The 11,430-nt window shown below is 66.3% G+C and carries 13 protein-coding genes; 11 read left to right on the forward strand and 2 right to left on the reverse strand.

Annotated features, from left to right (window positions below):
* Together ACO6D5_RS27785 and ACO6D5_RS27790 are read right to left on the reverse strand one after the other, a co-directional pair.
* The coding region (locus tag ACO6D5_RS27785; RefSeq protein ID WP_485827180.1) for an isochorismatase family protein at positions 1-674 on the reverse strand (674 nt) is incomplete at its 3' end.
* 215 nt (positions 675-889) lie between these two features.
* Positions 890-1,621, reverse strand: a complete 732-nt coding sequence (locus tag ACO6D5_RS27790; RefSeq protein ID WP_315847037.1) for an FCD domain-containing protein — start codon at positions 1,619-1,621, stop codon at positions 890-892.
* 214 nt (positions 1,622-1,835) lie between these two features.
* On the opposite strand from ACO6D5_RS27790, the gene ACO6D5_RS27795 reads away from it, so the two are divergent.
* The 11 genes from ACO6D5_RS27795 to ACO6D5_RS27845 all read left to right on the forward strand — a co-directional run bounded on the left by ACO6D5_RS27795 (position 1,836) and on the right by ACO6D5_RS27845 (position 11,430).
* Positions 1,836-2,702, forward strand: a complete 867-nt coding sequence (locus tag ACO6D5_RS27795; RefSeq protein ID WP_485827174.1) for a fumarylacetoacetate hydrolase family protein — start codon at positions 1,836-1,838, stop codon at positions 2,700-2,702.
* Positions 2,695-3,693 carry an ornithine cyclodeaminase family protein gene (locus ACO6D5_RS27800; protein WP_485827175.1) on the forward strand — a complete coding sequence of 333 codons (999 nt, stop codon included), beginning with the start codon at positions 2,695-2,697 and terminating at the stop codon, positions 3,691-3,693. Before ACO6D5_RS27795 ends, ACO6D5_RS27800 begins: the two co-directional genes overlap by 8 nt.
* Positions 3,694-3,750: 57 nt before the next feature.
* Entirely contained in the window at positions 3,751-4,851 is a 1,101-nt protein-coding gene (locus tag ACO6D5_RS27805; protein WP_315846476.1) for a cupin domain-containing protein, read from the forward strand.
* Between the two features lie 39 nt (positions 4,852-4,890).
* Positions 4,891-5,382 carry an aromatic-ring-hydroxylating dioxygenase subunit beta gene (locus ACO6D5_RS27810; RefSeq protein ID WP_315846477.1) on the forward strand — a complete coding sequence of 164 codons (492 nt, stop codon included), beginning with the start codon at positions 4,891-4,893 and terminating at the stop codon, positions 5,380-5,382.
* A 22-nt stretch (positions 5,383-5,404) separates the two neighbouring features.
* Entirely contained in the window at positions 5,405-6,673 is a 1,269-nt protein-coding gene (locus tag ACO6D5_RS27815) for an aromatic ring-hydroxylating dioxygenase subunit alpha (protein ID WP_315846478.1), read from the forward strand.
* A gap of 2 nt (positions 6,674-6,675) precedes the next feature.
* A complete protein-coding gene (locus tag ACO6D5_RS27820; protein WP_315846479.1) occupies positions 6,676-6,996 on the forward strand; it encodes a Rieske 2Fe-2S domain-containing protein in 321 nt (106 codons plus the stop codon).
* A complete protein-coding gene (locus ACO6D5_RS27825) occupies positions 6,993-8,222 on the forward strand; it encodes an NAD(P)/FAD-dependent oxidoreductase (protein ID WP_485827176.1) in 1,230 nt (409 codons plus the stop codon). The genes ACO6D5_RS27820 and ACO6D5_RS27825 overlap by 4 nt, the downstream gene beginning before the upstream one ends.
* A gap of 8 nt (positions 8,223-8,230) precedes the next feature.
* A complete protein-coding gene (locus tag ACO6D5_RS27830) occupies positions 8,231-8,662 on the forward strand; it encodes a nuclear transport factor 2 family protein (protein ID WP_485827177.1) in 432 nt (143 codons plus the stop codon).
* Positions 8,663-8,709: 47 nt separating this feature from the next.
* A complete protein-coding gene (hpaH, locus tag ACO6D5_RS27835) occupies positions 8,710-9,510 on the forward strand; it encodes a 2-oxo-hept-4-ene-1,7-dioate hydratase (RefSeq protein WP_485827178.1) in 801 nt (266 codons plus the stop codon).
* 105 nt (positions 9,511-9,615) lie between these two features.
* Positions 9,616-10,599, forward strand: coding sequence for a Bug family tripartite tricarboxylate transporter substrate binding protein (locus ACO6D5_RS27840; protein ID WP_485827179.1), 984 nt, complete (start codon positions 9,616-9,618; stop codon positions 10,597-10,599).
* A gap of 201 nt (positions 10,600-10,800) precedes the next feature.
* Positions 10,801-11,430 carry a class I SAM-dependent methyltransferase gene (locus tag ACO6D5_RS27845; RefSeq protein WP_315846484.1) on the forward strand — a complete coding sequence of 210 codons (630 nt, stop codon included), beginning with the start codon at positions 10,801-10,803 and terminating at the stop codon, positions 11,428-11,430.

Genomic DNA, 11,430 nt, shown 5'->3' on the forward strand with positions numbered 1-11,430 from the left:
CGCTGGGAGTCCAGCAGTTCCTGGTTCTTCTCGACTTCCTGGGCCTTGGCATAGCTTTCGGCCAGCAGCTGGTAGGACGGGAAGATCGCGCCGTAGAGCTCCGCCCACTGCGCGGCGTCCTCCCGGTGCCAGGTCCGTTGCAGTTCCGACGCGACGGCGGCGGTATCCATCGGCACCACGCCGGCCTGAACCACGCGGGCCTGGGTGATTTCCTGCGCCATCTTGGAATAGGTGCCCGAGGCGTCGATCACGGCGAACACCTGGAAGCCTTCGTTGACCGCGGCGATGCTCGGGAACGCCATGCATACGCTGGTGATGGTGCCGGCGATGATCAACTGCTTGCGGCCAGTGGCCTTCACGGCCGCCACGAATTCCGGGTTGTCCCACGCGTTGATTTCGCCGCGGCGCGCCACGTACGTCGCGTGTGGCGCGTACTTATGGATTTCCGGGATCAGCGGGCCGTTGGGGCCTTGCGGCACGGACGCTGTGGTGATGACAGGCATCTTGGTCAGCGTGGCCATCTTTGCCAAGGCGCCGGCATGCGAACGCACCGTCGTGAAGGGCATGTCGCCGATGGTCTGGAACAATCCGCTCTGGTGGTCGATCAGCAGCATGGCTGCGTTATCGGGGTCGATGACAGGGCGGGCGCCGTTGAAATTTGCTGGGGTGCTCATGGACAGTCTCCTGGAGAATCGATGACGGGCAACACCCAACACTGGCACGTTTGCATTGCCTGTCATTGGGAATCGGACCGCCATTAACGATATTCAAAGAACGATCTATCCGGTAGTACCGAATAATCGCCATGAGCGTTCTGTTTTTAGGACGATTGACTGGGTCGAGGGCCTCTTCGCGTCCATGACACGACGCGGCGTTCGCAGACAAGCGGCTACGCGCTGTGATCGGCCAATAGCGGCTGCGCCGACAACGCGCCGCGCAACGAGTCCAGCAGGACGCGTTTGTTTTCGCGGCTGCGGTAGGCGTGTTCGCGCATCAGGTTTTCGGCCCGCACGGCTTCACGCCGGGTGATGGCGCGCAGCAGGTCTTCGTGGTCTGCCTGCGCCCGCAGCACGAAGGGCGTTTCCAGCAAAGATGGGGTGGACGGCAGCGTCAGCGCGGCCGGGCCGGCCAGCGGCGTCTTGTTGTTGTGCTCCAGCGCCGACAGCAGGGCGCGATTGCCGGCGGCTTCGCACAGGATCTCGTGAAAACGGCGGTTGATCTGCCCCCAGGCCCGGGCGTCCACCGTCGTGTTCGGATCGCGGCGGGCCGGCGCCAGCAAATTGCGGCCTTCCTCCACCGCCTGCGACAGTTGCTCCAGCACTTCCTTTGTGGCGCCGCGCTCGGCCAACAGGCGCGCGGCCATGCCTTCAAGCACCCCGCGCACATCCACGGCGTCGCCGATTTCGTCAACGGTGAACGACCGCACCCGGAAGCCCCGGGACGGCAAGCGCTCCAGCAGGCCTTCTTTCTCGAGCTCGGTCAGGGCGATGCGCAACGGCGTGCGCGAGACGCCCAGGCGTGCCGAGAACTGCAACTCCACGATCCGTTCCCCCGGCTGCAAGGCGCCGGAAAGCACCATGTCCCGGAGTTCGGAAATAACTTTGTCGATCTGAGCGGCCATAGCGAAGCGTGGGTGGAAGAAAGGCATTAAGGACCTCCAGTGTACCCAGAAAATTGCATGCAATCGTCCATAAAAAACCTGCGCACACCTTGCGATTCATCAAAATTGCATGCAATAATTCAGAAAAACAGCGAGCGCGGTCGAGATTTGTCCACGATTGCATGCAAAGAAGCCAACCAATGCATGCCGAAGCGCCGCAGGCACAGGAGACAACATGAAGCTCATCAGCTTCGATCAAGCAGGCCGCAACGCCTGGGGCGTGGTGCGCGGCACCGACGTCGTGGTGCTGACGCAGGTCTGGCCCGACGTGGCTGCCGCCCTGGAGGCGGGCGCGGAACAGATCGCCCAGGCGGCGCAAGTTGAAGGGATGCCCTGTAGGCCCTTGGCCGGCTTGCGGCTGCTGCCGCCCGTGCCCGCGCCGCGCAAGATCCTGTGCGTCGGCCTGAACTATGGCCGCCATGTGGCCGAGGCCGGCCGCGAACTGCCCGCGCACCCGTCGATGTTCGTCCGGTTTGCCGACAGTTTCGTGGGTCATGGGGAGCCGGTGTGGAAACCCCGCCTGTCCGACAAGTTCGACTACGAGGGAGAACTCGCGGTCGTCATCGGCCGCGCAGGGCGCCACATCGCCGCGCGCGACGCCTTGTCGCATGTGGCGGGCTACACCTGCATGGCCGAGAACTCGGTGCGGGATTTCCAGAAGCACAACGCCCAGGTGACGCCGGGCAAGAACTTCGAACGCAGCGGGGCGATCGGGCCATGGCTGGTCACTGCGGACGAGGTCGGCGATCCGGCGCGCCTGCAGGTCATTACCCGGCTGAACGGCACGGTCATGCAGCAGGGCGACGTGTCCGACCTGATCTTTCCGATTGCCGAACTGATTGCCTATCTCAGCGCCTTTACCCCGTTGTCGCCGGGCGACGTCATCGCCACCGGGACGCCTGAAGGCGTGGGTTCCAGCCGCAAGCCGCCGCGCTTTCTGGCCGTGGGCGACACGCTGGAAGTGGAGATCCCGGGGATCGGGACGCTCGTGAACACGGTGGCGGACGAACCCGCCCACGAACAAGGAGACGCGCATGACTGATGCGCTGCGGTATCTGACGGAACGGGACGTGGTGTCGGTGCTGGACATCCACCGCGCGATCGACGCGCTGCACGCCATGCTGGTCGCGCAAGGCAAGGACCAGGCCTGCAACTTGCCCAAGGCGCTGGCCACTTGGGGCGACGGCAGCTCGATGCATGCATTGGGTTCGGTGCAGACGGACGGGGGCGGATACGCCGGCTTCAAGACCTGGGTCCACACCAAGGCGGGCGGCGGGTCCTTGTTCAGCCTGTTCGATGCCGGCACCGGTTTCCTGCGCGCCATCATTGAAGCGCGCGCACTCGGCATGCTGCGCACGGCGGCGATCAGTGGTGTCGCCACCCGGGCCCTGGCGCCGGAAGACGCGACCCAGGCCGCACTGGTCGGCACCGGACCGCAAGCCGTCACCCAACTGGCGGCGTTGGCCGCGGTGCGCAAGCTGCGGCGCGTGCGGGTCTACAGCCCGACGCCCGAGAAGCGCCGCGCCTTTGTCGCCAGCGTGGCGGGCAAGTATGCGTTCGACGTCGAAGAATCGACCAGTCTGGAACATGCGCTGGCCGGCGCCCAGATCGTCACCTTGATCACCCGCGCCGTCGAGCCTTTCGTGGACGCCGCCATGTTGGCGGATTGCCGGCACCTGAATGCGGTGGGGGCCATCCTGCCCGCCAAGGCGGAGTTCTTCCAGGATGTGTTCGACCGCGCCGACGGGGTGGTGGTGGACGACCTGGAAAACGCCCGCCGGGGCTCGCGGGAACTGCGCGAACGATACGGCGCCGATGGGGCGCCATGGCAAGGCGTGTCGGTGCTGAGCAACCTGCTGGCGTCGGGGCAGGCGCGGCCAGAGGGCGCGCGCCTGACGATCTTCAAGGGCATGGGGATGGGCCTGTCCGACCTCGCGATGGCGCGCGTGGTGTACGAGCACGCCCGCGACCACGGCCTGGGCGTGGCGTTGCCGCCCCAAACCCGCGAAAACCTGCTGCTTGCGCAGCCCTGAACCGAATCCAATCAACGAGAGAGCCGGCCGCAGTGCCGGCGGCAACAGGAGACAAGCATGTTCGTCGACGTCAGCGGGGCCAGCCCCCGCGAACAGAACAAATGGCCGTCGGTCGTGATCCCGAAAGAGGACATCGATCTGGAAATTGCCCGGCTGATCGATGCGCCCCGGCCCGGCAACGGCCGCCGCGCCTCGCTGATCGTGCATCCGGAGGCCACCGCGCCGGGGCTGGGCCTGGCGCCCGGCACGGACGTGACCATTAACGTGGTGAACCCCGGCGAACGCACGTTCAATGTGCGCAAGAACTCCAACATGCTCGAGATCTGTATCAGCGGCGAGGGCGTGGCCACGGTCGCGGGCCGCGACATCCGGGTCGGGCATTGGGACGTCTGGAACACGCCGGCGATGCAGGTGCATTCCTACCGCAACGACGGCAAGACGCCCTGGGTGCGGCTGTCGTACTCCAACGCGCCCTTGCTGGAAAAGCTGGAGATCCATTACGTCGAGGAATTCGAGGGCGATGTCCCGCCGGCGGATGCAAACACCAAGCCCGTGCCGGCACGCGCCGCGGACGGCCCGCGGTCTCGCGACCTGGCCTTGCGTGAACAGATCACGCCCGAGGGCGCGTGGCTGATGGGCTACGAGTGGCTGATCGATATCGACGTGCTGGAATCCAAGGCGCTGCACTGGCCGTGGGCGGACGTGTCGCGCTACCTGCCCACCGTCGAAGACATGGCGCGCGGCTACAACGGCCGCCGGCTCTTCGTGCTGTACAACCCCGCCACCGAACGCCGCATCGGCACCACGCACAGTTTCTTCGCGACGATTTCCTCGTCGCCGCCGGACAACCACCATGTGCCGCACCGGCACAGTTCTTCAGCCATCAACTACTACCTGCGTGGCAACGGCTACAGCAAGGTCAGCGGCACGCGCCTGGACTGGAAGGCGGGGGACCTGATCCTGTCCGCGCCGGGCTGGGCCATGCATTCGCACCATTCGGGCACCGAGACCACGTCCGCGCTGACCGTGCAGGACCACCCCCTGCAAATCGCGATGGAGTCGCTGATCTGGCAGGAGCGCATGCAGGAGCCCATCCTGGCGCTGGGCAGCCAGAGCGGCTTTGAAAGCAACCGCGCGCAGTTGGCCGCGGCGTCCTGAACGGGCGCTCTTCCCAAGAACCGATTTCCGGATCCCCCCATGACCTTGACCGACTATTCCGACGTGTCGTCGTTGCGTGCCCGCCTGAGGGACTTCTATGACGACTACGCCTTTTGCCTGGACGAAAACCGGCTTGAAGAGTGGCCCGAATTCTTTACCGAAGACTGTCACTACCGCGTGCTGTCCCGCGAAAACCACGATGCGGGCCTGCCGCTGGGCCTGATCTACTGCATGAACAAGAACATGCTGCGCGACCGCGTCACGGCGCTGCGCGAAACCACCATGTTCGAGCCGCGTTCGCTGCGACATTTCGTGAGCGGCGTGCGCGTGATGGAGGTGCAGGGCGACCACATCGTGGCGCAGGCCAACTTCGCGGTGATGGAGTCGCTGTCCGACCGCGAGCCCACCTTGAACATGGTGGGCCGGTACCTGGACGTGTTGCGGGTCGGGCCAGAAGGCCTGGCGTTCACCCGCCGCGACTGCGTCTACGACAACTACCGCGTGCGCACGTCGCTGATCGTGCCTCTTTGAATCCGCTGCAAGGAAACCTGCCATGACCTGTTCCGACTCCGCCGTGCTGGACACGCCTGCCGCGGCTCCCATCCATATCGAACGCCGCTGGCCCAAAGAGGGCTATACGCGCATCCCCAACTGGGTCTACACGGATCCGTCCATTTTCCAGAAGGAAATGGATATCTTCTTTGCCGGGCAGACCTGGAACTACGTCGGCCTGGAGTGCGAAGTGCCGGAGGCCGGCTGCTACAAACGCAACTGGATCGGCAACCGCCCGGTCATCATGGTCCGCACCGAGACGGGCGAGGTCACGGTGCTGGAGAACCGCTGCGCGCATCGCGGCGCGCAGATCTGCTGGCACAACACCGGCCGCGTGACCGACTTCACTTGCCCGTACCACCAGTGGAACTACGACTTGAACGGCAACCTGCAAGGTGTGCCGTTCCGCCGCGGCGCGATGGGCAAGGGCGGCATGCCGAAGGACTTCGACCCCAAGCAGAACGGCATCCGCAAGCTGCGCAGCGTGAACCGTGGCGGCTCCATCTGGGCCACGTTCTCTGACGAGGCGCCCAGTTTCGAGGACTACTGCGGGCCGGAAGTGCTGGCCGAGATCGACCACATGCTGCCGGGCAAGCCGCTCAAGCTGCTGGGCTACAGCCGTCAGCTGATCCCCAGCAATTGGAAGATGTACCTGGAGAACCTGAAGGACCCGTACCACGCCACGTTGCTGCATACCTTCTACATCACCTTCGGCCTGTGGCGGGCCGACTCCAAGTCGGAATGCATCCCCACGGGCGGCGGCGCGCACAGCGTCATGGTGTCGCACAACGAAGGCAAGAAAAAGACGTCGGCCACGACCGAAATGAGCCGCTTCCGCGACGACCTGGAACTGCTCGACCTGGAAACCGTGACGCCGCGCGCCGAGTTCAACCGGGGCCGCGTGGGCGGCGCCTGGGTGTTCCCGGCCGCCCAGTTCGGCATCCAGGCCAATTCCTTGAAGACGCGCCACGTCATTCCGCGCAGTCCGACCGAGCACGAACTGGTGTTCACCTATTACGGGTACGAGGACGACGACGAGGAGATGACGCGGTTGCGCCTGAAGCACGCCAACCTGCTGGGGCCGGCGGGATTCGTGTCCATGGACGACAGCGAGATGCTGAACCAGGTGCAGATCGGCGTGACGGGATATCCGGAGGCGCGCGGCATCGTCGAAATGGGGGGACGCGACACCGAGCCGGCCGATTACATGGTGACCGAAGTGCTGATCCGGTCCTTCTACGATTACTACCGCAAGGCAATGGGGCTGTAACCATGGAAACCTGGAAACCCGTCGCCCAGGTCGGCGACATCTCGCCCGACACGGGCACCTTGCGTGTGGTGCACGAAGGCGAGGGCGTCTGCCTGTATGACCTGCAGGGCGAGATCTGCGCCACCCAGGACCGCTGTCCGCATGGCAACGCCAGCCTGGCGGACGGCTACGTGGAAGACGGCACGATCGAATGTCCGCTGCATCAGGGCGTCTTCGACATCCGCACCGGCAAGCCGCAGTGCCCGCCCGTCACGACGGACTTGCGCCGGTACGAGGTGCGGGTCGAGGCGAACACGATTTATCTGAAGGCGGAGGCCGCGTGAACGCGGGCGCCATCGTCATCGTGGGGGCCGGGCAGGCCGGCGGCTGGGCTGCCGCCACGCTGCGCGACCGCGGCTACTCAGGCCGGGTCGTGTTGCTGGGCGACGAACCGCATGCGCCCTATGAACGGCCGCCGTTGAGCAAAGCCGTGTTGGGCGGGCAAGCCCCGCCCGAGAGCACGGAATTGTTCTCCGCCCAGCGCCTGGCCCAGCTGGACGTCGAATTCCAGCCGGGCGTGTCGGCGACGCGCCTGGGGTTGCGGGAGCGCCGGGTGGACACCTCCGATGGCGGTGCGCTGGGCTACGACAAGCTGATCCTCTGCATGGGCGGCAAACCGCTAGTGCCCGCGCTGCCCGGCGTCGACGGACCCGGCGTGCATGTGCTGCGCACGCGGGACGATGCATTGCGGCTGCGCGCGGATATCGGGCCCGGCAAACGCCTGGTCATCGTCGGCGGCGGATGGATCGGGCTGGAAGTGGCGGCCACGGCGCGGCAGACGGGCAGCGCGGTCACGGTGCTGGAACAGGCGCCGCGGCTGTGCGCCCGCAGCGTGCAACCGGGCGTATCGGCGCACCTGGCTGCGCTGCATGCCGCGCATGGCGTGGATATCCGGGTCAATGCAGGGCTGCGCGCCGTGCTGGCGCAGGCAGACGGCAAACCCGTCGCCGAACTGGCCGACGGCACCCGCATCGCTGCCGACGCGGTGGTGCTTGGCGTGGGCTTGCAGGCCAACGATGCGCTGGCGCGCGAGGCGGGTATCGCCTGCGAGCGCGGCGTGCTGGTGGACGAGTATTGCCGCACGTCCGTGCAGGACGTCTACGCCGCGGGCGATGTGGCCGTGTCGGCGCACGCCGCGGCCGGCGGCCGGGTCCGCCTGGAATCCTGGCAGAACGCGCAGGACCAGGGCACGGCGGCCGCCTTGTCGGCGCTGGGCGAGACGGCACCGTATGTGCCGACCGGCGCGGTCTGGTCGGAGCAGTACGACGCCATGGTGCAGATCATCGGCTTCCCGGCGCGGGCGGCGTGCGAAGTATTGCGGCCGCAGGCTGATGGCCGGGCGCTGCTGTCCATGGCGCTGGATGCCGGCGGACGCATCGTGGCGGCCGTGGCAGTGGATGCGGCGCGGGATCTCCGCCAGCTGCGCAAGTGGATCGCGCAAGGCGCGGTCCTGGACCCGGCGTTGTTGCAGCGGCCAGACGTGCCGCTGGCCAGCGCCCAGATCGGATGAGGACGCCTTTGGAACATTCCACCCACACCCTGCAAGTCCAGGCAGCTTGCGCGGCGGTCGTCCTGGACTTCTTCCATGCGCTGGATACCCGCCGCCACGAGGCTGCGGCGGCGCTGATGGCGCTAGACGGCGTCTGGCTGCGCCAGGGCAAGCGGCTGTGCGGCCCGCAGGAAGTCCTGGCCGCGTTGAACGCCCGCGCTCCTGAGCGCACCACGTGCCACGTCATTACGAACCTGCGCCTGACCGCGTGGGACGGCGGGTGCGCCACCGTCGCGTATTTCCTGACCGCTTATGAAAGCGTGCCGCACGAGCAGGGCGGGGCGCCCCGGCTCGTCGCCATCCGGGATTGCCAGGACGCGTTGGTGGAGACCGGCGCGGGCTGGCGCCTGGCCGACAAGCGTAGCCGGCGCCATCTGCCGCCCGAACCCAAACCCGAATAACAGCCCACGCCAGGATCGGGATAAGCAAGAAAACCAAGGAGACGAACATGGATACCCCCACCATCAAGGCGCTGGCGCGCCGGCTGGACGACGCGGAGCAGACGCGCACCCAGGTGCGCCAACTGTCGCTGGACCATCCGGACATCACCATTGCCGATGCCTATGCGATCCAGCGCGAATGGGTCGCGCAGAAGATCGCGGCGGGCCGCCGGCTGGTCGGCCACAAGATAGGTCTGACGTCACGCGCGATGCAGCTTTCCTCGCAGATCGACGAACCCGACTACGGCGCGTTGCTGGACGACATGCTGTTTGCCGATGGCGCCGAGATCCCGCGCGGCCGCTTCATCGTGCCACGCGTCGAGGTCGAACTGGCCTTCATCCTGGACCGGCGCCTGCATGGGCCGGGCGTGACCTTGTTCGACGTGCTGGACGCCGTGCGCTACGTGATTCCTGCCTTGGAGATCATCGACGCCCGGTCGCACCAGATCGATCCCGACACCAAACGGCCCCGCAAGGTGTTCGACACCATCGCCGACAACGCGGCGAACGCGGGCGTCGTGATGGGAGGCCGGCCGGTGCGCGTGGGCGACATGGACTTGCGCTGGGTGGGCGCCATGATGTCGCGCAACGCGGTCATCGAGGAAACCGGATTGGCGGCGGGCGTGCTGAACCATCCCGCGAACGGGGTGGTGTGGTTGGCCAACAAGCTGGCCGAGCATGACGTCACGCTGGAAGCCGGCCAGATCATCCTGAGCGGATCGTTCACCCGGCCCGTCTTTGCCCAGGCAGGCGACACCTTCCATGTGGATTACGGTCCGCTGGGCTCGGTGAGCTGCCGTTTCGTGTAGCGCAACCGCCAGGAGACGCCTGAGACCGATTCCCCAACCCAACCGCGCGCCCGACATACCTACAACGCAGCGGGCGCGTGTTACTGCATCCCCCAGGAGACAACCATGAACCCCTCAAAGACCCTTATCCATATGGCGGCCGCCGCGTGCGTGTCGCTGGCATCGGGCGCCGCGCTTGCCCAGCAGGCCGACTGGCCTGCGCACGCCATCACGCTGGTCGTGCCCTTTGCCGCAGGAGGCGGCGGCGACACGCTGGCCCGCCTGGTGGCTGAACCGCTGTCGCGCGAACTGGGCCAATCCATCATCGTGGAAAACCGGCCCGGCGCGGGCGGCAACATCGGCGCGTCGATCGCCGCGCGGGCCAAGCCCGACGGCTACACGCTGTCCTATGGCACCAACGGCACGCAGGCCATCAACCATTGGCTCTATAAGTCGCCGGGTTATGCCCCCAGCGACTTCGAGCCGATCTCGCGCTTTACCGTCATCGCCGCCGCGCTGGTGGTCAACGGCACCGACGACCGCTTCAAGACGCTGGCGCAGTTGCTGGACTATGCCAAGGCGCATCCCGGCGAACTGACCTGTGGGTCGGCCGGCAACGGCACCTCGTCTCACCTGGCCTGTGAACTCTTGAACCAGATGGCCGGCATCCGTGTCATGCACATTCCGTACAAGGGTGGCGGCGCGGCCATGACGGACTTGCTGGGCGGACGCATTTCGTTCCTGATCGATGTGATGCCCAATGTGTCGGGCCAGATCGCCGCGGGCAAGCTGCGGGCGTTGGGCGTGACCACGCCGCAACGGGTGGGCTCCAACCCGGATATCCCCACGATCAGCGAGGCGGGCGTCAAGGGCTATGAGTTTTTCGCCTGGGACGGGCTTTACGCGCCCAAGGGCACGCCTGTCGCGGTATTGGACAAGCTGAACGCCGCGGTGAACCAGGCGCTGCAGCGTCCTGACGTGCGCAAGGCCCTGGAGTCGAGGGGGGCCGTCCCGTCGCCCACCACGCGCCAATCGCTGGCGGATTTCGGCGCGGAAGAGTACACGCGGCTGGGCAAGGTCGTGAAGACGGCGGGTGCGGCGATCGACTGATCCGGCACGGCGACTTGCAACGCAAGCTGTCAGCGGCGGCCGCCCGCTGTCGCGGCCGGCCAGTCCGGCCGCCGCCAATTGATAAACGTGCTTACGTACGGTTGCCGGCGCGGGCGGTCTTGGACAGGTAAGGTCTTTGTAGTTCTCCCGTGCACCGCAGCAATCGTGCATGGGGGCCAGGAACCGGAGACAAAGGCACTCATGCATTCCTCGTCGTCATACAAGACCACCGCGCGGCACAATCATTCGTCTCATTGGCGGATGACCTGGCTGCAAGAGCGCAAGCAGTTCGTCAAGGCGCTGTTGTCCAACCCCTCGGCCATCGGCGCCGTATCGCCTTCCGGTGCGGCGCTGGCCGCGGCCATCACCGCATCGGTGCCGCCCATGGCAGGAAAAGTTCTGGAACTGGGTTGCGGTACCGGCGTGTTCACCCGCGAGCTGCTGCGCAAGGGCGTACATCCCTCGCGGCTGGTCCTGGTCGAGCAGGATTCGGGCATGAGTTCAAGCCTGCGGACGCAGTTCCCGGAAGCCTCGGTGCTGCAGGTATCCGCGCAGGACTTGTCCCGCGACCGGCACCCGGAGCTGGACGGCATCGATGCGACGATTTGCGGCCTTCCGTTGCGCAACATGAGCGGGGCGCACCATCATCAACTGCTGACCGCCGTCTTCGAGGCCATGAGGCCGGGCGGCGCGATGCACTTTTTCACCTATGGCGTGCGTTGCCCGATCTCGCGCGCCGTACTGGATGCATGCGGGCTGTCGGCCCGCAGAGAGCGTTTCGTGCCGCTCAATCTGCCGCCTGCTTCGGTCTACCGTCTGGCCCGGCAATAG

The sequence above is a fragment of the Achromobacter sp. genome (assembly GCF_057314935.1).